Source organism: Streptomyces sp. LS1784, from assembly GCF_020103755.1.
Taxonomy (GTDB): domain Bacteria; phylum Actinomycetota; class Actinomycetes; order Streptomycetales; family Streptomycetaceae; genus Kitasatospora.
This window is the reverse complement of record NZ_JAHSQD010000076.1, coordinates 1-23,980: the sequence shown is the minus strand read 5'-3', so window position 1 is coordinate 23,980 and position 23,980 is coordinate 1. Positions and strand designations below refer to the sequence as shown.

18 protein-coding genes, 1 pseudogene and 1 riboswitch are annotated in these 23,980 nt (G+C 72.2%); of the genes and pseudogenes, 10 read left to right on the top strand and 9 right to left on the bottom strand.

Annotation, left to right across the window (positions count from 1 at the left end; genetic code table 11):
- The 3 genes and pseudogenes from KS423_RS12380 to KS423_RS12365 form a co-directional block, all read left to right on the top strand.
- Positions 1-399 (top strand): annotated as a pseudogene (locus KS423_RS12380) (hypothetical protein); the annotation flags it as partial.
- A gap of 421 nt (positions 400-820) precedes the next feature.
- A riboswitch (cyclic di-AMP (ydaO/yuaA leader) is annotated at positions 821-1,022 on the top strand.
- The gene (locus KS423_RS47990; protein ID WP_308020176.1) at positions 1,009-2,280 is read left to right on the top strand and encodes a transglycosylase family protein; all 1,272 of its coding nucleotides are present in this window, start codon (positions 1,009-1,011) and stop codon (positions 2,278-2,280) included. (Overlaps the previous riboswitch by 14 nt.)
- A 278-nt stretch (positions 2,281-2,558) precedes the next feature.
- Positions 2,559-2,759 carry a type II toxin-antitoxin system VapB family antitoxin gene (locus tag KS423_RS12365; protein ID WP_224278301.1) on the top strand — a complete coding sequence of 67 codons (201 nt, stop codon included), beginning with the start codon at positions 2,559-2,561 and terminating at the stop codon, positions 2,757-2,759.
- Positions 2,760-2,859: 100 nt separating this feature from the next.
- On the opposite strand, the gene KS423_RS12360 is transcribed toward KS423_RS12365, so the two are convergent.
- The 5 genes from KS423_RS12360 to KS423_RS12340 form a co-directional block, all read right to left on the bottom strand.
- Positions 2,860-3,879 carry a LacI family DNA-binding transcriptional regulator gene (locus tag KS423_RS12360; RefSeq protein ID WP_224278299.1) on the bottom strand — a complete coding sequence of 340 codons (1,020 nt, stop codon included), beginning with the start codon at positions 3,877-3,879 and terminating at the stop codon, positions 2,860-2,862.
- A 25-nt stretch (positions 3,880-3,904) separates the two neighbouring features.
- Positions 3,905-5,602 carry an alpha-amylase family glycosyl hydrolase gene (locus KS423_RS12355; protein WP_224278297.1) on the bottom strand — a complete coding sequence of 566 codons (1,698 nt, stop codon included), beginning with the start codon at positions 5,600-5,602 and terminating at the stop codon, positions 3,905-3,907.
- A 73-nt stretch (positions 5,603-5,675) separates the two neighbouring features.
- Entirely contained in the window at positions 5,676-6,581 is a 906-nt protein-coding gene (locus KS423_RS12350) for a sugar ABC transporter permease (RefSeq protein WP_224278295.1), read from the bottom strand.
- 40 nt (positions 6,582-6,621) lie between these two features.
- Positions 6,622-7,623: a carbohydrate ABC transporter permease gene (locus KS423_RS12345; protein ID WP_224278293.1), complete on the bottom strand. Its 1,002-nt coding sequence runs from the start codon at positions 7,621-7,623 to the stop codon at positions 6,622-6,624.
- 208 nt (positions 7,624-7,831) lie between these two features.
- Entirely contained in the window at positions 7,832-9,109 is a 1,278-nt protein-coding gene (locus tag KS423_RS12340; protein ID WP_224278292.1) for an extracellular solute-binding protein, read from the bottom strand.
- 310 nt (positions 9,110-9,419) lie between these two features.
- On the opposite strand from KS423_RS12340, the gene KS423_RS12335 reads away from it, so the two are divergent.
- Complete coding sequence (locus tag KS423_RS12335) at positions 9,420-9,923, top strand: GNAT family N-acetyltransferase (protein WP_224278290.1); 504 nt, start codon at positions 9,420-9,422, stop codon at positions 9,921-9,923.
- 36 nt (positions 9,924-9,959) lie between these two features.
- On the opposite strand, the gene KS423_RS12330 is transcribed toward KS423_RS12335, so the two are convergent.
- Entirely contained in the window at positions 9,960-11,027 is a 1,068-nt protein-coding gene (locus tag KS423_RS12330) for an aldose epimerase family protein (RefSeq protein WP_224278288.1), read from the bottom strand.
- A gap of 261 nt (positions 11,028-11,288) precedes the next feature.
- Entirely contained in the window at positions 11,289-14,303 is a 3,015-nt protein-coding gene (locus KS423_RS12325; RefSeq protein ID WP_224278287.1) for an AAA family ATPase, read from the bottom strand.
- Between the two features lie 310 nt (positions 14,304-14,613).
- Between KS423_RS12325 and KS423_RS12320 the strand changes: the two genes are divergently transcribed.
- The 3 genes from KS423_RS12320 (at position 14,614) to KS423_RS12310 (ending at position 18,184) form a co-directional block, all read left to right on the top strand.
- Entirely contained in the window at positions 14,614-15,561 is a 948-nt protein-coding gene (locus KS423_RS12320; protein ID WP_224278285.1) for a terpene cyclase, read from the top strand.
- 508 nt (positions 15,562-16,069) lie between these two features.
- The gene (locus KS423_RS12315) at positions 16,070-17,593 is read left to right on the top strand and encodes an aldehyde dehydrogenase family protein (RefSeq protein ID WP_224278284.1); all 1,524 of its coding nucleotides are present in this window, start codon (positions 16,070-16,072) and stop codon (positions 17,591-17,593) included.
- A gap of 267 nt (positions 17,594-17,860) precedes the next feature.
- Positions 17,861-18,184, top strand: a complete 324-nt coding sequence (locus KS423_RS12310) for a nuclear transport factor 2 family protein (protein WP_224278282.1) — start codon at positions 17,861-17,863, stop codon at positions 18,182-18,184.
- Positions 18,185-18,281: 97 nt separating this feature from the next.
- Here KS423_RS12310 and KS423_RS12305 read toward each other — a convergent pair whose 3' ends face one another.
- Positions 18,282-19,502, bottom strand: a complete 1,221-nt coding sequence (locus KS423_RS12305) for a serine hydrolase domain-containing protein (RefSeq protein ID WP_224278280.1) — start codon at positions 19,500-19,502, stop codon at positions 18,282-18,284.
- 111 nt (positions 19,503-19,613) lie between these two features.
- On the opposite strand from KS423_RS12305, the gene KS423_RS12300 reads away from it, so the two are divergent.
- The 3 genes from KS423_RS12300 (at position 19,614) to KS423_RS12290 (ending at position 23,108) form a co-directional block, all read left to right on the top strand.
- Complete coding sequence (locus KS423_RS12300; protein WP_224278278.1) at positions 19,614-20,123, top strand: NUDIX hydrolase; 510 nt, start codon at positions 19,614-19,616, stop codon at positions 20,121-20,123.
- 96 nt (positions 20,124-20,219) lie between these two features.
- On the top strand, positions 20,220-21,062 hold the full coding sequence (locus KS423_RS12295) for a TetR/AcrR family transcriptional regulator (RefSeq protein ID WP_224278276.1): 843 nt from the start codon (positions 20,220-20,222) through the stop codon (positions 21,060-21,062).
- Positions 21,063-21,269: 207 nt separating this feature from the next.
- Positions 21,270-23,108: a hypothetical protein gene (locus tag KS423_RS12290; protein WP_224278274.1), complete on the top strand. Its 1,839-nt coding sequence runs from the start codon at positions 21,270-21,272 to the stop codon at positions 23,106-23,108.
- Positions 23,109-23,224: 116 nt separating this feature from the next.
- Here the strand turns inward: KS423_RS12290 and KS423_RS12285 are convergent.
- Positions 23,225-23,980: TetR/AcrR family transcriptional regulator (locus KS423_RS12285; protein WP_224278272.1), on the bottom strand; the 756-nt coding region annotated here is incomplete at its 5' end.

Here is a 23,980-nt window from a genome sequence, read left to right as displayed (position 1 = left end):
GCCGGCATCACCGGTGTGCTGCTGGCCGCCCGACTGGCCGTGCCGGTCGTCGCCGCCGCGCTCGACGTGCCCGGCTCGGTGGCCGCGGCCGTCAACCACCTCAAGGACACCGGCTCGCAGCGCCCGGCGCTGGCCCCGCTGGTGATCGGCCCGGAGGCGGACTCCGAGCTGCTCGCCACCGCCGCCGAGGAGACCGGCTGCCCGTCGGCCGCGCCGCTGGGCGCGTACCCGTCGGTCGGCCAGCTGATCGCCTCCACGTACCTGGCCGCACTGCCCGCGCCGTCCCCGGAGGACCTGGCGCGGGCCGAGGCGGAGGCGGCGGCCGCCGCCGAGGCCGAGGGGGCCGTGGAGGGCACTCGTGGCGCCCACGCGGCCACCGAGGGAGCCTCGGGGCAGTAGTCGACACCGCGCGCCGGTTCGCGCGCACCGAAGGGTCCGGAACGGCTTGCGTTCCGGACCCTTCGCTTTCCCCTTCTTGCCCCGTGCGTCCCGTGCGGGAGCCGAACGGCAACGAAGTGAAATGTCCGTTCTGGTGCTATTTGAAAGGAAATAGGGGGCGCCCGTCCAGGCGCGCGAATCGCGGCCGCTCCCCCACCTGTCCGAGTAAGCCGCTCCGCAATTCGACGCACCGTCACGGCCTTCCTGAGGCGGAGCCAGTTGTGGATTCCCGCAATAGCGTTGCGCACAAATGATCATTTGCGATCATGACTGCCTGCAATTTTGGCAGTTTCGACTAAACCGTGATGTACATCACAGCCATTTGCAGTTTGAACTTAAGTCTGATTAACGTGCTCCCCGTTCGTAACCACACGAACCCGGTTCATCCGCAACGCCGAGTCCTGCCGTCGGATGTCCTGGCAGCGCGAAAACGCACCACGGCAGGAGCGGGGGACCCACAGGTAAGTCGCCCCGGGCCGGTCTCCGGAACGGTCCAGGGCTAGGGGTGAAGCCGCGCCCACCGCGCGGCCGGGCAACTCCAGCCCGAATCCGACAGCTCACCTCGCAGGCGTGGGAGAGGACCGCGTCTTCATGCTGCCCACCAACGGCACTCGCCTGTCCAGCCGCACCCACCGCGTGATCGCCGCCCTCGGCGTCGCGGGCGTCGGCCTCACCGTCCCCTGCCTCACCTCCGGCGCCGCCTCCGCCGCCTCCGTCGCCACCTGGGACAAGGTCGCCCAGTGCGAGAGCGGCGGCAACTGGAGCATCAACACCGGCAACGGCTTCTACGGTGGCCTCCAGTTCACCTCCAGCACCTGGTCCGCCTTCGGTGGCACGACCTACGCGGCACGCGCCGACCTGGCCACCAAGGACCAGCAGATCGCCGTCGCCGAGAAGGTCCTCGCCTCGCAGGGCCCCGGCGCCTGGCCGGTGTGCTCCGTCCAGGCGGGCCTCACCAAGGGCGGCGCCGCCGCCTCGGTCGACACCTCGGCGGGCTCCACCGCCGGTTCGTCCGCCGCCAAGCCCGTCCAGCAGAACGTCAAGCCGGCCGCTCCGGCCGCGAAGCCCGCCGCCAAGCCCGCGCAGCCCCAGACCCCGGCCGCCAAGCCCGCCGCGCCCGCCGCGCCCGTCCAGGGCGGGGACTACACCGTGGTCGAGGGCGACTGGCTGTCCTCGATCGCCGACCAGCACAACGTGCAGGGCGGCTGGCAGCGGCTGTACGAGCTGAACCGCGGCACCCTGACCGAGGGCCCGGACAGCATCTACCCGGGCCAGCACCTGTCCCTCGGCGGCAACGGCCAGGCCGGCCAGTCCTCCACCGCCGGCTCGGACTTCACCTGGTTCGACCGCTCGCAGAAGTCCGGTCAGTCCGCGAACGGAGGTGCGGTGAACGCCCGGCCGACCGCGCAGACCCAGGCGCAGGCCCCGGCCGCCAAGCCGGCCGCCAAGCCCGCTCCGCAGACCCAGGCCCCCGCCGCCACCGGCGGCATGGCCGCCGCGATCTCCTTCGCCGAGTCGAAGGTCGGTCAGGCGTACGTCTACGGCGGCACCGGCAACGGCGGCTGGGACTGCTCCGGTCTGACCCAGGCCGCACTGCGCGCCGCGGGCATCTCCATCCCGCGCGTCGCCGCCGACCAGGCCGCCGCCAGCACCCACGTCTCGCTGGACAGCCTCCAGCCTGGCGACCTGCTCTTCTGGTCCAACAACGGCAAGGACTCCGGCGTCTACCACGTCGCGATCTACGTCGGCAACGGCAAGTACGTCGAGGCCGCAAACCCGAGCTCGGGCGTCCGTGAGCAGAGCATCGCCAACTGGGCCCCGGACTTCGCCGGCCGGGTCTGAGGACGGCGCAACGGCGGGCGGGCAACCAGTGACAGCCGACGGATAACGAAGAACAGATAACAGATTTCAACATCTGTCATCTGTCGCCTGTTACCCGCCGGTCGTCATCCGCACGCTGACCACCCACCACCCCCGGGGAGAGTCTGGTCGCTCCTCTCCGGGGGTTCCGGCGTTCCCGCCGACGGTTCCGGAGTCCCCCTCCGGCGGTTCCGCCATATCCCGTGGTGGATCCCCGCCCCAACGGGCATGCTGCTGCTCTGCACCCGAGGAGGAGTCACATGGCCCAGGTCACCGTCACCCTCGACGCGAACCTCGCGATCGACGCGATGATGCTCTCCGGTACCAAGAACCCCCAGGACGCCGTCGAACTGGTCCTGCGCGACTACCTGGCCCGCGGCCGCCGCACCGAGACCCGTACCGGCGAGGCCGCCGACGGACACCGTCCGACCGTCGACCGCCCCACCACCCAGCAGGGCTGACCGCCTGAGGGCCCGCGACGGCCGACCGCGCGCACGCCGAACGGGCCCCGGAGAGCAACCGCCCTCCGGGGCCCGTTCGTTCGACCGTGGCGGCCGGGGCTCAGCGCGCGCAGGCCCCGGTGGACCCGCGCATCACCAGCTCCGGCTGGAACATGAACTCACCGCGCTGGGCCGCGTTTCCGCCGACCTCCTCCAGCAGCGCGTCCACCGCCGCCGTGGCCATCGCCTCGACCGGCTGGCGGATCGTGGTCAACGGCGGCTCGGTGAAGGCGATCAGCGGCGAGTCGTCGAAGCCGACCACCGACACGTCCTGCGGCACCGACAGCCCGCGCTGCCGCACCGCCCGGATCGCCCCGAGCGCCATCATGTCGCTCCCGCAGACGATCGCCGTGCAGCCCTTGTCGAGCAGCGCGCCGGCCGCCGCGTGCCCGCCCTCCACGCTGAACAGCGTGTGGTGGACGAGGTTCTCGGCCTCCTCCCGGGTGCGTCCGAGCACCTCGCACATCGCCGCCGTGAAGCCCTCGATCTTGCGCAGCACCGGCACGTACCGGCGCTGACCGACGGCCAGCCCGATCCGCTCGTGCCCGAGTTCGGCCAGGTGCTGGACGGCCATCCACATCGCGGCCCGGTCGTCCGGCGAGATGAACGGCGCGTCGATCTTCTCGCTGTAGCCGTTGATCAGCACGAACGGCACCCCGCGCCCGGCCAGCCGGGCGTAGCGGTCGTGGTCGGCGGTGCTGTCGGCGTGCAACCCGGAGACGAAGACGATGCCCGCCACTCCCCGGTCCACCAGCATCTCCACCAGTTCGTCCTCGGTGGACCCGCCCGGCGTCTGGGTGCACAGCACCGGGGTGTAGCCGTGCCGGCTGAGCACCTGCTCGATCACCTGGGCCAGCGCGGGGAAGATCGGGTTGCTCAGCTCCGGCGTGATCAGTCCGATCAGCCCGGCGCTGCGCTGGCGAAGGCGGGTCGGCCGCTCGTACCCGAGCACGTCGAGCGCCGCCAGCACGGTCTGCCGGGTGGCGGCGGAAACGTTCGCCTTGCCGTTGAGCACGCGGGAGACGGTGGCTTCACTGACCCCCGCCTGCGCCGCGATGTCTGAGAGTCGCGCCGTAGTCACGGTCCCAGAGCCTATTCCAACCACGTCAGACCGCCCACCAGCCGGTGCTGTTCGGAGCCAGCACCGTCTCGCCACCGTCCACCACGAGGTCCGCCGAGGCCAGCAACAGCGTGCCCGGGGCCGCGATCCGCACCGGCTCGCCGGTGGTGTTCACGGTGCAGACGAAGGCGCCGCGACGGAAAGCCAGGGTGCCCTCGGGGCTCTCCAGCCACTCGACGCCGGTGCCGGCGCCGAGGTCGGACTGCGCCCGGCGGACGGCCAGCGCGCTGCGGTAGAGCTCCAGGGTGGACGTCGGGTCGCCGGTCTGCGCCTCGACGCTCAGCTCGGCCCACTCGGTCGGCTGCGGCAGCCAGGACGGCCCGCCGGCCACCGGTCCGAAGCCGTACGGGGCCTCGGTGCCGGACCACGGGATCGGGACGCGGCAGCCGTCGCGGTAGCCGTCCTGGCCGGCCTGGCGGAAGAAGGACGGGTCCTGGCGGACCTCGTCGGGCAGGTCGGTGACGTCCGGCAGGCCGAGCTCCTCGCCCTGGTAGACGTACGCCGAGCCGGGCAGCGCGAGCATCAGCAGGGTGGCGGCGCGGGCGCGGCGCAGGCCGAGTTCGCGGTCGCCGGGAGTGCGGATCTGGGTGCCGAGGCCGGGCTCGTTGGCGAACCGGGTGGCGTGCCGGGTGACGTCGTGGTTGGACAGCACCCAGGTGGTGGGGGCGTCGACCGGGCGCATCGAGTCGAGTGAGAGGTCGATCACCTCGCGCAGCGCGGTGGCGTCCCAATCGGTGCCCAGGTACTGGAAGTTGAAGGCCTGGTGCAGCTCGTCGGGACGGACGTAGTTGGCGGTGCGCTGGACGGTCGGGGTCCAGGCCTCGGCGACGCCGATCCGCTGCCCCGGGTACTCGTCGAGGATCTTGCGCCAGCTGCGGTAGATCTCGTGCACGCCGTCCTGGTCGAAGAACGGCATGACGTCGTTGCCGAGCAGCTTGAGCTGGTCGGCGCCGCCGAGGTCGGGCAGGCCGGGGGCCTTGACCAGGCCGTGGGCGACGTCGATGCGGAAGCCGTCCACGCCCATGTCGAGCCAGAACCGCAGGATCGAGCGGAACTCGTCGGCGACCGCCGGGTTCTCCCAGTTGAAGTCGGGCTGCTCCGGGGCGAACAGGTGCAGGTACCAGTCGCCGGGGGTGCCGTCCGGGTTCTCGGCGCGGGTCCAGGCCGGGCCGCCGAAGATGGACTCCCAGTCGTTGGGCGGCAGTTCGCCCTGCTCGCCCTTGCCGGGGCGGAAGTGGTAGCGGTCGCGCAGCGGGGAGCCGGGGCCCTCGCGCAGGGCGCGCTGGAACCACTCGTGCTGGTCCGAGGAGTGGTTGGGGACGAGGTCGACGATGATCCGCAGGCCCAGGTCGTGGGCGTCCCGGATGAGGGCGTCGGCGTCCAGCAGGGTGCCGAACATCGGGTCCACGGCGCGGTAGTCGGCGACGTCGTAGCCGGCGTCCGCCTGCGGCGAGGCGTAGAACGGCGAGAGCCAGACCGCGTCCACGCCGAGGTCGCGCAGGTAGGGCAGACGGCTGCGGATGCCGGGCAGGTCACCCATGCCGTCGCCGTTGGAGTCGGCGAAACTGCGCGGGTACACCTGGTAGATGACCGCGTCCCGCCACCAGCCTCTGGACGCGCTGACGTTCGCCTCGTGAGCGGTGTCGGCGGCAGGCCGGGAGGTGTCGGCCAGGTTCTGGGTCATGGACGGTATCCCTTGGGGACTAGAGGAGCGGAAGGCGCTGGGACGTGGAGGCGCGTGACGACGTGGCGGCGCGTTACGACTTGGAGGCACCGGCGGTCAGGCCGGTGACCAGGTGGCGCTGCACCAGGTAGAAGAAGGCCGCGGACGGGATCGCGATCAGCACCGCGGTCGCGGCCATCAGGTTCCACTGGGCGTCGTGCTCGCTGACGAAGGTCTGGAGGCCCACGGCCAACGTGTACTTGTCGGAGCTGAGCATGAAGGTGGAGGCGAACGGCACCTCGGCCCAGTAGGTGAGGAAGGAGTAGAAGGCCGCCACCGCCAGGCCCGGGCGGGCGAGCGGCAGCACCAGCCGCCAGAAGGTGCCGAACGGGCTGAGCCCGTCGACCCGGCCGGCCTCGTCGATCTCCACCGGGATGGTGTCGAAGTAGCCCTTCAGCAGCCAGGCGCAGTACGGCACGGTGGTGGTCGAGTAGACCAGGATCAGACCGGTGTAGCTGTCCAGCAGGCCGAGCTCGGAGAGCATCGTGTACATCGGCACGATCAGCACCGCGATCGGGAACATCTGGGTGACCAGCAGCGACCACATCAGCGGCTTGTGCCCGGGGAACTTCATCCGGGAGACGGCGTAGCCGGTGGTGGCGGCGAGCAGCACGCCGAACACGGTGGTAATGCCGGAGACCAGCAGGGCGTTGCCGAACCAGGTGAAGAAGTCGGTGTCGGACAGCACGTGCTGGTAGTTCGACAGCGTCAGCTTGCCGAGGATCTCGCCGGGGTGGAGGTAGTCGGTCTTGTCCGGGCCGAGCGAGACGAACAGGATCCACGCGACCGGGAACAGCGCGATCAGGCCGGCCAGGATCAGGGTGCCGTGGGACAGCGCCCGGGCCAGCGGGCTGCGCTCGCCGCGGCGGCGGACCTTGGCGGGCCGGGCGGCCGGGGCCTCGGTCGCCGCCGGGGCCGGGCGTTCGGTGGTGGTGCTCATCGGGGTTACCTGCCTTCGTGGGTCAACTGGGTCCGGGGCCTCAGCCGTTGGCCTGCTCGTTGCGGGCGAGCCAGCGCCGGTAGAAGGCGGTGAAGACGATCAGGATGGACAGCAGGATCACGCCGTAGGCGGCGGACTGCGCGTAGTCCCGGGGAATCTGGCCGAAGCCGAGCCGGTACGCCCAGGTGACCAGCAGCTGGGCGTCGGGGGCGCCGGTGCCGAACAGCAGGAAGATGACGTTGAACTGGTTGAACGTCCAGATCACGCCGAGCAGCACGACCGTGGAGGAGACGGAGCGCAGCCCGGGCAGGGTGACGAACCGGAAGCGCTGCCAGGCGGTGGCACCGTCCATCTCGGCGGCCTCGTACAGCTCGGCCGGGATCGACTGGAGGCCGCCGAGCAGCGAGATCATCATGAACGGCACGCCGGCCCAGGTGTTCACCATGATCGCGGCCGTCTTCTGCGCCCACGGATCGGTGAGCCAGCCCGGCTCGGGCAGGTGCAGGAAGGAGAGGATGCCGTTGACGACGCCGCCGTCGGCGAGCATCAGGCGCCAGGAGAAGACGGTGACGAAGGTCGGTACGGCCCAGGGCAGGATGAGCAGCAACCGGTAGGCGGCGCGGCCGCGCAGTTTCTGGTTGAGCAGCAGCGCGAGGCCGAGGCCGAGGGTGTAGTGCAGGAAGACGCAGATCGCCGTCCAGGCGATGGTCCAGACGAAGTGCGACCAGAAGCGGTCGTACGAGCCGGGGCCCCACAGGATGTCGGCGTAGTTGTGGAAGCCGACGAACTTGTAGCTCGCCGGGATCTCGTTGACGCCGATCTTGCGGGCCACGTTGAGGCTGTTGGCGTCGGTGAGGGTGAGCCAGATGCCCTCGGCGAGCGGGTAGAGCACCAGCACACCGAGCACCAGTACGACCGGGGCGATCATCGCGTAGGCGTACCAGTGCTTGGCGTAGGAGCGCTTGACGCGTTCCAGCAGGCCCGGACGCTGCTCGCGCTCCCGGCTGCCCTTGCCGGTGGCGCCCTGCACGGCGACTGACATCGTTTGCACCTTCTCGGGGGGAATTCTCGGGGGAGCCGACGGCCCGGCCCACCGGGGGACGACAGGTGACGGCCGGCAATGAACAGCAGACCGCGAACAACTGACGACTGACAGATGATGAAATCTGTTCTCTGTTATCCGTTCGCTGCCATCTGTTCGCCGCCGCTCGTCAGCTGCCATCCGTCAGCCGGCGGGCCGGGCACAGGGACTACTTGGCGAAGCCCGGCAGGAGCTTGGCGTAGTCGGTGGAGACGGTGTTCAGCGCGTCCTGGGTGCTCGTGCCCTGGACGGCCTTGCCCAGGTTGGTACCGAGCGAGGCGAACAGCGAGCTGTACTCGGGCAGTTCGGGGCGCGGCTTGGCGCTGCTCAGCACGGCCTGGAAGCCGGCGATTCCCGGGTCGGCCTTGACGTCGGCGGTGAAGGCGTCGGAGCGGGTGGGCAGGGTGGAGTTCTTCTGCGCGATGAACGCCTGGCTCTCGGCCGAGGTCATGAAGGCGGCGAACTTCTCGGCGGCGGCCTTGTGGGCCTTGTCGGCACCGGCGTAGACGGAGATGTTGTGGCCACCAGTGGGGGCACCGGCCTTGCCCGCGGAGCCGCCGGGGACGGCCGCGATGCCGAGGTTGTTCTTGTCGGCGAAGGCCGAGCCCTTGTAGATGTTGGTGATCTCCCAGGGGCCCTGGATGATCGCCGCGACCTTGCCGCTGTTGAAGGCGTCCATCATGTGCGCGTAGGCGTCGGTGGTGACGTCGGCCTTGGCGGTGCCGGGCGAGGTGAACATCGTCTTGTACGTCTCGATGGCCTTGGCGGCCTCCGGCGAGGAGACGGTGATCTTCTTGCCGGCGGCGTCGACGGTGTCGGTGCCCTCGCCGAACAGGAACGGCATCGCGTAGTAGCCGTCCGCGGCCTTCAGCCAGAAGCCGTCCACGCCGGCCTTCTCCTTGACGGCGGCGGCGTCGGCCTTCAGCTCGTCCCAGGTCTTCGGCGCCTCGGTGATGCCGGCCTTGGTGAACAGCTCCTTGTTGTAGAGCAGGCCGAGGGTGTCGGTCACCAGCGGCACGCCGTACAGCTTGCCCTCGTACTTGGCCTGCTGGATCAGGCTCGGCTGGAAGGCGGAGGTGTCGGCGGCGGCCGGGGTGCCGTCCAGCGGCTCCAGGTAACCGGCCTTGGCGAAGGCGGCGGTCCAGCCGACCTCGGAGCGGAAGACATCCGGAGCGCCCTTGGCCCCCATGGCCGTCTGGAGCTTGTTCTGCGCCTGGTCGAACGGCACGTTGACGAAGTCGACCTTGATGTTCGGGTTCGCAGCCTCGAACTTCTTGACGAGCTCCTGGTAGTTCGGCGCCTCGTTGGTGGCGTTCGACGTGTCCCAGTACGTGAGGGTGACCGGCCCGTCGGCCTTGCCGTCGGAGCTGGAGCCGCTGCTGCCACAGGCAGCCATCGAGACCGCGAGGGCCACAACGAGGGCAGAGGCCGCGATGCCACGCCGCATGAGAACTCCTTGGGAGGGTGGGGGTGCCCGAGATGTTCGGAGACAGGCGCATAATGTCTGCCTCGTGCCGACCGCACCGTTGCTGCCGTCGGGCTCGGGAAGGAAGTTAACAGCGGCGCAAGATCGACGGAAAGTCCTTGCAGCAAGTTTCTGCAAGAAACGGCGATCGTTACGCCCGCGTGTCCTGGACGTTGCCGCACGGTAGCTGGCGGTGGCGCAGATTGCCCCGGTTCATCCGATTCGCCCCTCCGCGAGCTGGCCGACGAAACCACCGTGCATGGCCGAAATCGGACTGCAGCAGACTGGCCGCATGCGAATCAGATCCGTCACCAGGGACGAACTTCCACTCCTCGCCGAGCTGGAGCGGGCCGCCGGCGCACCCTTCACCGCGATCGGCATGCAGGAGATCGCCGAGGACGAACCCCCGGCGCCGGAGGAACTGGCGCACTACCTGGAGCAGGGCGTGGCCCTGGTCGCCGAGGCCTCCGACGGAACCGTCGCCGCCTACCTGCTGGCCGAGCCGGTGGACGGCGCGCTGCACATCGAGCAGGTCTCCGTCCACCCCGACCACGCCCGCCGCGGCGTCGGCCGGGCGCTGATCGAACACCTCGCCGAGAGCACCGACGCCCCCGCGCTCACCCTCACCACCTTCGCCGAGGTCCCCTGGAACGCCCCCTACTACGCCCGCTGCGGCTTCCGCCCGCTGGCCGGGGAGGAACTCACCCCGGGCCTGCGCGAGATCCGCCGAAAGGAGGCCGAGCACGGCCTGGACCGCTGGCCACGGCTCTGCATGCGCCGGGACCTGCGGCCGTAGGCCCGCCCCTGCTACCAGCCGCCCCACCGACCGGTCCTAGCGATCGGCCCCCAGCCGGAGCACGGTCGTCGAGCGGAACTCCTCCCCCGGCCGCAGCTCCGTGCTGGGGAACGCCGGGTGGTGCGGGGAGTCCGGGAAGTGCTGGGTCTCCAGCGCGATCCCGGCGAACGGTCCGTACGGGACGCCGCTCGCGCCGGTGACCGCGCCCTGGAACTTGTTCGCGGTGTAGACCTGGATGCCCGGCTCGGTGGTCAGCACCTCCAGGGTGCGGCCGCTGACCGGGTCCTCCAGCAGCGCGGCCCGCGCCGGGCTGCCGTCCGCCGGCCGGGCGCGCAGCACCCAGTTGTGGTCGTAGCCGCCGGGCCCGGTCAGCTGGGGGTGCTCGTCGTGCACCGACTTGCCGATCGGCGTGGCCACCCTGAAGTCGAACGGCGTGTCGGCCACCGGCTCGGTCCGGCCGTACGGGATCTGCCGCTCGTCGGCCGGGGTGTACTCGTCGGCGTCCAGCGTCAGCAGGTGACCGAGGACGTCGCCGCTGCCTTCGCCCGAAAGGTTGAAGTATGCGTGGTTGGTCAGGTTGACGACGGTCGGCCTGTTGGTGACGGCCCGGTAGGCGATCACCAGCTCGCCGGAGGCGTCCAGGGTGTACGTGACGGTGACGTCCAGCGCGCCCGGGAAGCCCTGGTCCCCGTGCGGGCTGTGCAGCGCCAGCCGCACCCCGCCCGCGACCGGCTCGGCCGCCCACATCCGGTGCGCGAAGCCGTCCGGACCGCCGTGGAGGGTCATGCCACCGCCGGTCGGGGCGAGCTGGTACTCCTCGCCGTCGATGGACACCGACGAGCGGTCGATCCGGTTGGCATACCGGCCCACCACCGTGCCGTAGTGCCGGGCCGGGCCGAGGATCTCGGGCAACCGGTCGGTGGCCAGCAGCAATTGGGCGGAGCGGCCGGAGCGGTCCGGCGCGCTCAGGGTGTGCAGGGTCGCGCCGAGGGTGAGCACGCTCGCCTCGTACGGGCCTGCCGTGAGCGTCCAACGCTCGATCGCGGCGCCGGCGCCCGAGGGATCCAGGGGTTCCTGCCGCACGCTGGTGGCCTCGCTCGCCATTGGCCTGCTCCTCACTGGCGGCCGCGTCGCACCGCGGGCGCCCGGTTCCGGGTCCGTCGAGGGGTCGCCGCGGCAGCCCCGTGTCCGTCAGCCTAGCGACGGGGGCGGCCGCAGGGGCGCTTCCACGATCCCACACGCCGCCCTACGCGCCGCCGCCCACCGCCGGACGCCCTGCACCGCCAGGCGCCCGACCCGACCCCCGGGTGCCGGACCCGACCACCGGGTGCCTGACGCTGCGCCCGGCATCGGCCCCGGCCGCGCCTAGTCGTCCAGGTCCTCCAGCCGGCCCGCGTCCCGCTGCTGCTGCGGCAGCCCGAGCGCCGAGGCCAGGCCGTCCGGCCCGCTGCCCGCCTTGCGGTAGACCGCCGCCAGCCGACGGTTGACCAGGCCGATCGGCACCCCGAGCTCGTCGGCGATCCGCTGCGGCGGCACGCCCTGCACGGCCCGCTTGGCGACCTCCCACTCCGCGCTGCTGAGCGTCTCCAGGGTGTCCCGGAAGTCCCGCAGCCCCAGCCGGTTGGGCCGCAGGCCGTAGTTGGCGAGCTCCCGCCGGGCCCGGTCGACCAGCCCCTCCGCGGAGCAGTGCTGAGCCAGCTCGATGCCCTGGTACAGGTACTCCTGGGCGTCCTCCAGCCGCCCGACCCGGCGCAGCGCGGCGCCGAGGTCGACCAGCGCGACCGCGTGCTCGTAGCCGGCCGGAGACTGCCCGAGGTACGCCACGGCGTCCTCCAGCAGCTCGACCGCCGCCTGGCCGTCCTCGATCCGGGCCTGCAGGCGCAGCGCGCTGCCGATCGCCGAGGCGGTGCCGAACGTACGTGCGTCCGAGACCGCCTTCTGGGCGTAGTCGCGGGCGCGCTCGGGCTCGTCGTCCGCGATCGCGATGGCGAGGTGGCCGGCCCAGGGCGCCCAGACCGTGTTGTGCCAGCCGCGGACCTCCAACTGGGCGCCCGCCTCGGTGAGCGCGGCGGCCGCGCCCGCGTACCGGTCCTTGGCGACCAGCAGCTTGCCGTACAGCGAGGCCGCGTCCGGCAGCACCATGGCCGTCGCGTGGTACGGCGGGTGGAAGCCGAAGTCGTTGGCCAGGTTCCAGGCCTCCTCGACCCGGCCGCGGGCGATCAGGGTGTCGACCAGCACGCCGATGGCGTCCCAGGCCAGCGGCAGCTTCTCGCCGATTCGCTCGGAGATGCGGTACGCCCGGCGCAGGAAGTCCTCGGCCTCGGCGAGCAGCCCGCGGCGGAACCGGGCCAGGCCCATCAGGAAGTAGGCGAAGCCCCGGTGGGCTCCGCTCCAACCGGCGATCTCGAACTGGATGATGGCGTCCGCGGCCAGCCGCTCGGCCTGGGCGATGCGGTCGTTGTAGATGTACGTCAGGCCGAGCATCGAGGGCAGTTCGAAGCCCCAGGTGGTGTCGGTCCAGCCGAGGCCCTTGGGCAGCCGACCACCGTCGAGGACCTCGTCGGCGAGCGCGAGCGCGTCGGTGGAGGGGGCGCCCCGCAGGGTGAGGTCCCAGGCGCGCATCGCGAGCACGGCCCGGTCGGCCGCCTCCCGCCCGCTCAGGCTCCGGCACATCTCGCCGAGCCGGACGGAGCGGCCCGGGCCGTCCTCCTCGGACTTGCGGAAGGCGTGCCACATGAACGAGGCGGCCTGGAGCCGCTGGCGTCCGGCCGGGTCGGTGGTCTTCTGGGCCTCCTTCTGGCAGACCACGGCGGCCTGGCCCAGCTCACCGGCGTGGGCGAGCACCTCGGAGAGCCGGAAGGTGGCGTCCACGCGCAGGGCGGGGCGCAGCGGCACCTCGTCGGGGTCGAGGGCCAGCTTGAGCTGGTTGACGGTGGCGACGGGGTCGGTGAGCAGTGCGGAGCAGCCGAGTTCGTACAGCACCTCGGCCTTGATCTCGTCGGCGGGCGGCTCGTTGAGCGCGCGGTGCAGGCAGCGCTGGGCGGCCTCGGGGGCGCCGATCAGCTGGTGTTCGACGGCGGCGCGGCGCAGCTTCTTGACGATCCGGTCGTCGCCCTCGCCGGAGTGGGTCTCGACCAGGTGGCGGGAGGCGGCGAGCAGACCGAGTCCGGCGTTCTCGATCTCGGCGGCGGCGATGCCGTGCATGCCGAGGCGGGTGGCGTCCGGCATGGTGTTGTAGATGGAGCTGGCGATCAACGGGTGGACGAACTCCAGGTTCCCGTTGGGGGTCTGGGTCAGCACGCGCTGCTTGCGCAGCTGCTTGATGGACTCGCGGGCGCCCTCGGTGCTCTGGGTGGAGATCCGGGTGGCGAGGTCGACCCGGATGTCGGTTCCCAGCATCGCGCAGGCCCAGGCGAAGCGCAGGGTGCTCGCGCCGAGCCGGTCCAGCCAGCTCTTGAGGGTCATCCCGGTGGCGTCGACGGCGAGTTCGCGCGGCTGCCGGGAGTTCTCCTCGACCGGTTCGAGTTCCTGGTCGCGGACCTGGTCGAGCAGGGCGTTGGCCTCGAACGGGTTGCCGTTGACGACGTTCCAGAACTCGTAGCAGAAGGCGTCCTCGGCCTTGTCTCCGAGCTCGGCCCGGATCATGTCGGTGACGGAGCTGAGGGTGAGCCGATTGAGCTCGTGCTTGCGGCCCTTGAGCGCGAGGACGTCCCGGCGGAAGTCCTGGGTCCCGCTGGGCCAGTCGTTCTCGTCCTCTCGGAAGGCGAAGACGAGCAGGACGGGAAGTTCACTCGATCGGACGGCGAACTTGGTCAGCCAGGAGAGTGACTCCCCATCCGCCCAGTGCAGGTCATCGACGATCATCACCATCGGCGCGCGGCGCGGCGCGAGCTGGGTGAGGACGTAGTCGAGGCCGTCGCGCACGCCCTGCGGGTCGAGGCGGCGGGCGCCGGCCTTGGGCTGCTTGAGGCCCATGGCCGGTCCGACGACCTCCTCCCAGGTACCCATGACCTGGCTGAACACATCCGGCTGCAGGTCGCTGAGCACGGGCTGGAGCAGCTGGCGAAGTACGTGGTAGGGCTCCTTGAACTGCCGTTCGCCGCCTCGGGCGAACAGCACGGTGGCGCCGTCGCGGAGCTTGGCGATTCGCCGGACCTCGTGCAGCAGGCTGGTCTTGCCGATGCCGGGACGGCCGGAGAAGGCGAGCAGGTCACCGATCTCGGTACCGCCGGCGGCGAATCCGCGGCAGAGCCGGTCCACGGCGGCCTCCACCGAGCGCAGTTCGGCATCTCGGTCGCGCAGCCGGACCCGGGGCGCGGTACCGTCACCGTCGCGGGCGGAACCAGCGCCCGCCCGAAGTACGTTCTCCTGCTCGGTCACCGTCGCGCCTCCGCCTCGCCCACTCGCGTCACAGCTCCATCACTGCGTGGAGCCGAGGTTAGCGCCGAGCGGACCTCCCCGTGGGGCATTCGTGCAGGCTGGGGCGGACGGTGAGGGTTCGGGCGACTTGCCAGAGGCAATTGCCCTATATCCCTAACATCCAATCATTACATCAGATACCCTACGGCCTTCGAGGCGCAGATGATCTTGCGAATTCCACCCTCACCGTCCGCGTCTCGCCGCGTCAACTCCCCCCACCATCAGTGCTCGAACAAAAAGCGCCCCCACCATCCGCTGCACCGGGAGTCCGATGTCTGACGACACCTCACTTCAGATTCCGTTCCCGCACCGCCGAAGTTCGCACGGCCGGCACGCCACCGCACTGCACAGAGAATGGCTGATCCGCCACCCCCTCCTGCCCGACGTCGACCACCCCGGCTACGCGCACTGGGAGGTGGTGGACCTCGCCGCGCTCGGCTATCCGGACGCCGGTCCGGACGAACTCGCCCTGGCCGCCGACCTGATGGGCTTCTACTTCCTCTTCGACGACCAGTTCGACGGCCCGCTCGGCCGCCGCCCCGCCGAGGTGGCCCCGATCTGCGAACGGCTGATCGCCGTCCTGCACGGCGCCCGCCCCGACCAGGACTCCGCGGTCGAGACCGCCTTCGCCGACCTGTGGAACCGCAGCGTGCAGGGCATGCCGGCCCGCTGGCAGGCCCGCGCGGCCTACAACTGGGAGTACTACCTGGCCAGCCACCCGGCCGAGGCGGCCGGCCGGATCTCCACCCGGCCGCCGGACCGGGACGGCTACCTGGAGCTCCGACGGGGCACCGCGGCGATGGAGACCATCTTCGACATGGTCGAACGCCTGGGGCAGTTCGAGGTCCCGGCCGCCGTCCTGCACCACCCGGTGCTGCGTCAACTGCGACAGCTGGCAGCCGACATACCGTCGCTCAGCAACGACGTCCGCTCCTACCCGCTGGAGGCGCCGCGCGGGGACGTGAACAACCTGGTCATGATCGTCCAGCGGGAGCGGCGCTGCTCGGCCGAGGAGGCCTGCGCGGCGGTCATCACCGAGGCCCAGCTGATGGTCGACCGCTGTGCCGAGCTGCGCGACCGACTGCCGGGCGTCCACAGCGAGTTGGGCCTCTCCCGGATCGAACGCACGATCGCCCAGAGGTACGCGGACGGGCTGCTCACCTGGCTGGCCGGCTACCTCAGCTGGGAGGCCCGTACGGGCCGGTACCAACCGGTCTGACCGGCGCGTGCCCGGAGCCGTCCGACGGGCGTGCGCCCCCGGGAGTGTCGCCCCTGGTCACGCGGCAGCGTGCAGCGGCACCCCGCGGGAGCGGGCCGGCCGGCGTACGTCGGCGCGCGGCAGCACGTCGCCGGGGCGCGACCGCGACGCCTACCCCGCGGTGATCCGATCCGGACAGCCCCCGTGCTCCGGGTCGGATCACTTCCGGGTGCCCCGCGGTGCGCCGATCCGTGGCACCCGGAAGCCCGGAAGTGACCCGATCCCTGACACTGCGGAGCACCGCGAGAACGACCGGAAGGCGCACCCTCCGTACGGGTCCGGCGTACGGACCGTAGCCGCGCCGGGCGCCCGACGGCTATCGTGCTCGACGGCGGGCGCCCCGGTGGGGCGCCGGCCCGATTGCGTGTCCGAACCCTCCGCCGGACCGCCCCTGAACGGGCGCTCCGGCGCGCCGCCCGTAGCCCGAGCCGTGCCGGGCGGCGCCCGACACAGCGAGGAGAGACCGAGCATGACGGTCTACCAGCCCCCCGGCACCCCCGGCAGCATCGTCGCCTACCGCTCCCGGTACGAGCACTGGATCGGCGGCGGATGGACGCCGCCCGTGCGCGGCGAGTACTTCGGCAACCCGACCCCGGTCACCGGCGAGGTGTTCACCGAGGTCGCCCGCGGCACCGCCGAGGACGTCGAGGCCGCCCTGGACGCGGCCCACGCCGCCGCCCCCTCCTGGGGCCGCACCCCGGCCGCCGAGCGGGCGCAGGTCCTGCTGCGGATCGCCGACCGGATGGAGGCCAACCTGGAGCAGCTGGCCGTCGCGGAGAGCTGGGAGAACGGCAAACCGGTGCGCGAGACGCTGGCCGCCGACCTCCCGCTCGCCGTCGACCACCTGCGCTACTTCGCCGGTGCGCTGCGCGCCCAGGAGGGCAGCCTCTCCCAGCTGGACGAGGACACCGTCGCGTACCACTTCCACGAGCCGCTGGGCGTGGTCGGCCAGATCATCCCGTGGAACTTCCCGATCCTGATGGCGATCTGGAAGCTCGCCCCGGCGCTCGCGGCCGGCAACGCGGTGGTGCTCAAGCCCGCCGAGCAGACCCCGGCCTCGGTGCTGCTGCTCGCCGAGCTGACCGCGGACCTGCTGCCGCCCGGCGTGGTCAACATCGTCACCGGCTTCGGCGAGGAGGCCGGCGCCCCGCTCGCCGCCAGCAACCGGGTCCGCAAGCTCGCCTTCACCGGAGAGACCACCACCGGCCGGCTGATCGCCCGCTCGGCGGCCGACAACCTGATCCCGGTCACGCTGGAGCTGGGCGGCAAGAGCCCCAACCTGTTCTTCGCGGACGTCGCGGCCGCCTCGGACGCCTTCTACGACAAGGCCGTCGAGGGCTTCGCGATGTTCGCCCTCAACCAGGGCGAGGTCTGCACCTGCCCCAGCCGCGCGCTGATCGACTCCGCGATCTACGAACGGCTGCTCGCCGACGGCCTGGACCGGGTGCGGGCGATGCGCCAGGGCGACCCACTGGACACCGAGACCCAGGTCGGCGCCCAGGCCAGCGTCGAGCAGCTGAAGAAGATCCTGTCCTACTTCGAGATCGGCCAGGCCGAGGGCGCCAAGGTGCTGGTGGGCGGCGAGCGGGCCGACCTCGGCGGCGCGCTCGCCGGCGGGTACTACGTGGCACCGACGGTCTTCGAGGGCGACAACTCGATGCGGGTCTTCCAGGAGGAGATCTTCGGACCGGTCGTCTCGGTCACCCGCTTCGACGGCTTCGACCAGGCCGTCGCCCTCGCCAACGACACCCAGTACGGGCTCGGCGCGGGCGTCTGGACCCGCAGCCTCAACACCGCCCACCGGGCCGGACGCGCCATCCAGGCGGGCCGGGTCTGGACGAACTGCTACCACGCCTACCCGGCCCACGCGGCCTTCGGCGGCTACAAGAACTCCGGCATCGGGCGGGAGAACCACAAGGCGCTGCTGGAGCACTACCAGCAGACCAAGAACCTGCTGGTCAGCTACTCCCCCGACGCGGTCGGCTTCTTCTAGGCCCTTCGGAGGCCACCGACGCCTCCGGAGGTCACCGAGGCCGCCGGAAGTCACCGGCCCCTCGACGGAAGCGGAGCGGGAGGCCCACTGCGGCCTCCCGCTCCATCGCCACTCCCCGTGGCGGGCTCCGGGGCGAATCATCGCTTCCGGGGATCCAAGCACATGAATCCCCGGCATTTTCCCGACGCGCCGCCGACATGCCCGGACGGCCCGCGCGAACGCCGTAGACAGGACTCCCGAACCCCTCACCCTCCCCGGGAGTCCCCCGTGACCATCGCCACCGCCAAGCTCAGCGACCCCGTCGTCCGCGCCGTCGTCACCGCGATCAACGCGGGCGACCGCGAGGCCTTCGTCGGACTGCTCACCGACGGCGCGACCATGTCCGACGACGGCTCCGACCGGAACCTGACGGACTGGATCGACAGCGAGATCTTCACCGCCCACGGCCGGATGGACGTCCAGACCGAATCCGACGGCGGCCGCGCGCTGGTCGCCAACTTCACCAACGACACCTGGGGCGAGATGCGCACCGCCTGGCGCTTCACCGTGGACGGTGGGAAGGTCAGCCGCTTCGAGACCGGCCAGGCGTAACCGGACGGCCGGGCGTAACCGGACGGCCGGGCTCGGCGAGCCGCACTGGCTCGGCGAGACGGCCGCAGCGGCCCGGCCGGGCACGGCGGCCCCGGGCTCAGGACAGCCCCAGGCACCCCCGCACCGCGCGGATCAGGTTCCGCGAGCGGACGTCCCCGGTGACGCCCGGCTGCATGCCGTTGGTGACGTAGCCGAAGCCCAGCCCCAGGTCGGGGTCGGCGAAGCCCAGCGAACCGCCCCGGCCCGGGTGGCCGAAGCTCGCCGGGGAGGCCATCGGCGCGGTCGGGCCGTGCCGCCAGAAGCCCAGGCCGAAGGTGGAGTTGACGATCAGCACCCGGTCCGGCCCGCTGACCACCGGCTCGACCGCGCGCGCCAGCACCTCGGGGCCGAGCAGCGGCGGCAGCAGCGCGCCGGAGCCGTCCGGGCGGTCGGCCGCACCGATCAGCGCCGCGTAGAACCGGGCCAGCGACCGGGCGGTGCCGATGCCGCCGGCGCCGGGGATCTCGGCGGCCTGCACCGCCGGGTCGTTGAGGTCCACCCCGGGGCGCACCGAGGCGAAGGAGCGGGCGGTCAGCGAGGCCGGGTCCTGGTAGGCGTCCCGGACGGCCTGCTTGGGCCGCAGCCGCAGCCCGCTCGGGCCGGTCCGGGCCGCCTCCGGGGCGGGCAGGTCGACCAGCTTGCCGACCCGGGGCGCGGCACCGGCCGGCAGCCCGATCCACAGGTCCAGTCCGAGCGGCCGGGCGACCTCCTCGGCGAAGTACTGGCCGATCGTCCGGCCGCTCACCCGCCGCACCACCTCGCCGACCAGCCAGCCGAAGGTGTACGGGTGGTAGCCGTGCGCGGTGCCGGGTTCCCAGGCGGGTGTCTGCGCGGCGACGGCGGCGGCCGCGCGCTCCCAGGTGAGCACGTCCTCCAGCCTCAGCGGCGCGTCCAGCGCGGGCACCCCGGCCTGGTGCGAGAGCAGCCAGCGCACCGGTACCCGGCCCTTGCCGGCCGCCGCGAACTCCGGCCAGTACGAGGCCGCCGGTGCGTCCAGGTCGAGCAGGCCGCGCTCGGCCAGCAGCAGGGCGGTGGTCGCGGTCAGGCCCTTGGTGACCGAGCGCAGCACCTGCGCGGTGTCCGCCGTCCACGGCACCGCGGGCGCCGGTCGGCCGCCGACCTCCGGCCGGGCGTCGCCGCCCCACAGGTCGACCACCTTGCGGCCGCGCACGTACAGGGCGAAGGCCGCGCCGAGCTCGCCGTAGTCGGCGAAGTTCCGCGCGAAAGCCGCCCGTACGGGCTCGAACCCCTCGGCCGTCTCGCCCCAGATCTCCACCACCGCGCGCCGTCCTCGACCAGTTCCGCTACTTCTCGTGCCACTCACGCTCGTTCTCGATCTTCTTCGATCGAATCCGTTCGAACCGAGCCCGGAAACCCTAACCTGTCCCCCATGACCAACCCTGCCGAGGAACTGCTGGACATCGTCGACGAGCACGACCGCGTGATCGGGACCGCCCTGCGCGGCGAGGTGTACCGGCGCGGGCTCACCCACCGCTGCGTCTTCATCCTGGTCCGCGACCCGGCCGGGCGGATCTTCGTCCACCGCCGCACCGACACCAAGCTGTTCGCCCCCGGCGCGTACGACATGTTCGTCGGCGGCGTGGTCGGCTCCGGCGAGACCTACGCCGAGGCCGCCGTCCGCGAGGCCGAGGAGGAACTCGGCGTAAGCGGCATCACCCCGCGCCCCCTGTTCAAGTTCCTCTTCGAACAGGACCGGCTCTCCTGGTGGTGCGACACGTACGAGGCCGAGTGGGACGGCCCGGTCTCCCCCCAGGAGTCCGAGGTCGCCTGGCACGCCTGGCTCACCCCCACCGAACTCGCCGACCGCCTCGCCCACGACTCCTTCGTGCCCGACGGCGTCGAGGCCTACCGCCGTTACCTGGACCTCCGATCCGCATAGCGCCGCCACGACCTCGGGATCCGGGGGCGGAGTGCGGGCGGGAGGGCAGGCCCCCTGGCTCCACCGGAGGGCCGTCGACGAACTAGGGTGGCGCGCATGGCCTCCCGTACGCCGTCACCGACGGCCGACCGCGCAGCACGGACCTCCGCATCCGCCCGGGCGGCGGGCGAGCGGCCGCGGCGGCGACTGAGCGTGGACGAGCGGCGGGAGCAGCTGATCGCGGTGGCGCTGGAGCTGTTCAGCCGACGGCCGCCGGAGGAGGTGTCGATCGACGACATCGCCGCCGCCGCGGGTGCCTCCCGGCCGCTGGTGTACCACTATTTCCCCGGCAAGCAGGCGCTGTACGAGGAGTCGCTGCGGCGGGCCGGGCAGGAGCTGTCGGCCCGGTTCGAGGAGCCCATGGAGGGGCCCCTGTCGGAGCGGCTGTACCGGGTGATGGGCCGCTACCTGGACTTCGTGCAGAGCCACGGGCCGGGCTTCGCCGCGCTGCTGCGCGGCGGCTCGGTGGCGGCCAGCGCGGGCACCTCGGCGGTGATCGACGAGGTGCGCCGGGCCGCGCAGGAGCAGATCCTGACCCACCTGGCCATCCCCGCGCCGAGCGTCGGGCTGCGGCTGACCGTCCGGGCCTGGATCGCCAACGCCGAGATCACCTCGCTGGAGTGGCTGGCCGAGCGCTCGGTGCCGCTGGAGGAGCTCCAGCTGCACCTGGTGCAGGAGTTCGTCGCGGCGCTCACCCTCATCGCCGCCCGCGAGCCGGCCCTCGCCGCCGAACTGGCCTCCTTCTTCGCCGACGAGCACCCGGACGGCCCGACCGGACGCCTGGTGCGGGACCTCGCGGGGCTGTTCGCCGTGCCGGGGATCGTCGAGGCGGTCACCGCGCTCGCCGCCGGCACCCCTGACGACGGATCCGCGCAGGCCGCCGAGGACGCCGCCGAGTGACCGGCGCGGTCGCCCCGGCGGCCGTCGGAGCGGTCCTCGAAGCCATCGGGCGGCGGTCGCCCGAGTGATCATCCGGTCATCCTGCGGTTCGGTCAGGACGGTGGGCTCTGATAGGAATGAGCAGGGATCTGACAGCGCGCCGCCGCGGCGGGCCCGGTCCCACCCGAACCACCGACGGTAGACGGAGCAGAGCGGGGGGCTCACCAGTTGACCCAGGACGTCCAGTTCAGCGTGGAGGCCAATCCCTTCGCCGCAGCGGAGCAGGTCTGCGCGACCCTCGGCACCCTCACCGACGCCCTCTTCGACGAGCACACCTCGCGCCACCCGGCGGCCTCGCTGAGCGCCCTGCGGACGGTCGAACACCCCGCCGCCGAGGCACTGTTCGGCCTGCCGCTGGCCCCCAACGGCCCGGTGCACACCACCCTCGACCGGCTCGGCACGGTGACCACCGCGGGCACCGCCCGTCCGGGCACCGGCGCGCGGCTCACCGACCGGGTGGTCGCCGCGCTCCAGACCCGGTACGGCGGCGGCGCGGTGCGCGGAGCCATCGCCGACCGGGGCACCACCTCGGCCGCGCTGTTCCAGCTGCCGGTCACCGGCGAGTTCGCCGACGCCAAGCTGCGCCCGCCGTTCGCCCCCGCGCTGGCCGCACTGGCGGCCGGGCAGCAGACCCGGCAGCCGGTCGAACTGCCCACCGGTGCGGGCACCGAGGTCCGGCTGGTCGTACCGCCCGGTTTCCACTCGCTGACCTCCCCGGGCGGTCCGCCCGGCGTCTCCGCCCGTGCGGTGCCCCCGGTGCCCGACGACCAGGGCCGGGACGGCGGTGCCGCCCCGGCCACCGTGGCGGCCGCCGACGAACTCGCCCGGCAACTGGCCGAGGTCGCCGAGGAGCTGTTCAGCGCCACCGGCCCGGAGCCGCGGCGCGACTTCGCGGTGATCTCCGCCACCCTGGCCGACCTGATCCGCGACGCCGGCGTCGTGTACGCCGGCGTCTGCGCCCTGGAGCTGGACGACCGCGCCTCGGACGCCGCCCTGGTCGTCTCGCTCGCCCGGCACCCGTTGCCGATCACCCCGCTCGCCACCGAGCTGGCCACCGTCCGGCGGCACGCCGAGGTGTGGACCGTCCTGCTGCCGGCCGGACCGGCCGCCGTCCTCGTCGAGGGCCGCACCGTCCCGGTGCCCGGACCGCTGGCGGCCGACGGGCAGCGGCGCTGGGTGGTCACCTCGGCCGTCCAGGCCTTCGTACCGCTGCCGGACGGCGGGACGGTGCTGTGCGCGCAGCTGTCCACGGCGCGGCCGGAGGACTGGGAGCTGTACACGGAGGCGTTCGCGGAGCTGCTGAAGAGCATCCAGTTCGGCTGGGACGGAGTACCGGCCCCGAGCGCCGCGGCTGCCGTGCCGGCGCCGGTCCCGTCTCAGGCACCGACTGCGGCACAGGCTCCTGCTTCCGCCGTCGAGGAGGAGCCGGAGGAGGTGCCGGTGCACCTGCGCGGCACGCCGGTACGGGTGCCTCCCGCGGACTTCAACCCCTTCGCGCCGGTCGCGGAGGTCCCCGCCGCCGGCGGGAACGACGCGGCGCCCGGTGCCGAGGACGGTCCGAAGGGCACCCCGGTGATGGTCCCGCCGCCGGACTTCAACCCCTTCACCATGGAGGGCATCCCGGACGTGCCTGGTGACGCGCCCGCGGCCCCGCCCGCCGGGGCCGCTCCGGTCGCCGACCCGTTCGGCACCACGGTCGCGGCCGAGCAGAAGGCCGATCCGTTCGGCACCACTCTCCCGGCCCAGGGCCCTGCCGTCCCCCCGCCGCCCTCGATCCCGCCCGTCATCCCGGCCCAGGCTCCGCCCGTCGCCGCTGAAGCGACGGAGCAGGGTTCGGAGCAGGGCGGGGACGCGGAGGAGCCGGCTCCGGGCAAGGGCACGCCGGTGATGGTCCCGCCGCCGGACTTCAACCCCTTCAGCATGGAGGGCATCCCGGAGCTGCCGACCGCCGAACCGGAGCCGGCGGACGAGGCGGATGCCGCGCCGGAGAGCCGCCCGTTCGGCTGAGCCGGGCGGGGGGCGACTGCGGCGGCGGCGCGGCGAACAGATGACAAATGACAGGTAACAGATTTCAGATTTCGTTCGCTGAAATCTGAAATCTGCTACCTGTCATCTGTTCGCCGTCACCCGTCCGCGCCGCCCCGCCGCTCGATCACCAGACCGACCCCGTCCAGCATCCGCGCCATCCCGAACTCGAACAGCGCCTCCAGGCTCAGGTCGATCTCCGGCCCCCGGTTCAGCGCGTCGAACATCGGGAACCGCTCCGGATCCGCCATCAGCCGCTCGTGGTCCTCGTCGCCCACCCGCTCCATCCACTCGTCCGCGGACAGCCCGCTGTCCTGCTCGGCCTGCGCCTCCCGCTCGAAGTGAACGGCCAGCCCGCACACGAACGCAGCCAGGGCGACGGACGTCTGGGCCATCTCCTCCCAGCTCAGTCCCCGCCCCACCAGGACGGCCATCGACCGCTCGGTGTGCAGCGCCGCGTCCGGCGCCGGCACCGGCCGGGTGAAGGACATCGTGGAGGCCAGCCACGGATGCCGCCGGTAGATCCGCCACTGCAGCCGCGCGATCGTCTCCAGTCCCTCCCGCCAGTCCGACGCCGGCGGCTCGGGCAGCGGCTGCTCGCGGAACACCACGTCCATCATGAACCGCAACAGCTCGTCCTTGCCGGGCACATGACGGTAGAGCGACATCGTCGCGACACCGAGTTCGGTCGCGACTCGGCGCATCGACAGCGCCGCCAGCCCCTCCTCGTCGGCCACCCGGACGGCCGTCGCCACGATGCGCTCGCGGGTGAGGTCACGCTCGCCGCCCACCCGCACCCGCCGCCCCCCGGCCGGCTGCGCCACCGGCCGCGCTTCCCGCCGCGCCGCCGGTTC

Excerpts from the sequence above, each read along its gene's own strand:
- KS423_RS12300 (WP_224278278.1), top strand. The coding sequence starts at position 19,614 with ATGACCAACCCTGCCGAGGAACTGCTGGACATCGTCGACGAGCACGAC.
- KS423_RS12320 (WP_224278285.1), top strand. The coding sequence starts at position 14,614 with ATGTCTGACGACACCTCACTTCAGATTCCGTTCCCGCACCGCCGAAGT.
- KS423_RS12350 (WP_224278295.1), bottom strand. The coding sequence starts at position 6,581 with ATGAGCACCACCACCGAACGCCCGGCCCCGGCGGCGACCGAGGCCCCG.
- KS423_RS12315 (WP_224278284.1), top strand. The coding sequence starts at position 16,070 with ATGACGGTCTACCAGCCCCCCGGCACCCCCGGCAGCATCGTCGCCTAC.
- KS423_RS12295 (WP_224278276.1), top strand. The coding sequence starts at position 20,220 with ATGGCCTCCCGTACGCCGTCACCGACGGCCGACCGCGCAGCACGGACC.
- KS423_RS12365 (WP_224278301.1), top strand. The coding sequence starts at position 2,559 with ATGGCCCAGGTCACCGTCACCCTCGACGCGAACCTCGCGATCGACGCG.
- KS423_RS12330 (WP_224278288.1), bottom strand. The coding sequence starts at position 11,027 with ATGGCGAGCGAGGCCACCAGCGTGCGGCAGGAACCCCTGGATCCCTCG.
- KS423_RS12345 (WP_224278293.1), bottom strand. The coding sequence starts at position 7,623 with ATGTCAGTCGCCGTGCAGGGCGCCACCGGCAAGGGCAGCCGGGAGCGC.
- KS423_RS12340 (WP_224278292.1), bottom strand. The coding sequence starts at position 9,109 with ATGCGGCGTGGCATCGCGGCCTCTGCCCTCGTTGTGGCCCTCGCGGTC.
- KS423_RS12355 (WP_224278297.1), bottom strand. The coding sequence starts at position 5,602 with ATGACCCAGAACCTGGCCGACACCTCCCGGCCTGCCGCCGACACCGCT.
- KS423_RS12335 (WP_224278290.1), top strand. The coding sequence starts at position 9,420 with ATGCGAATCAGATCCGTCACCAGGGACGAACTTCCACTCCTCGCCGAG.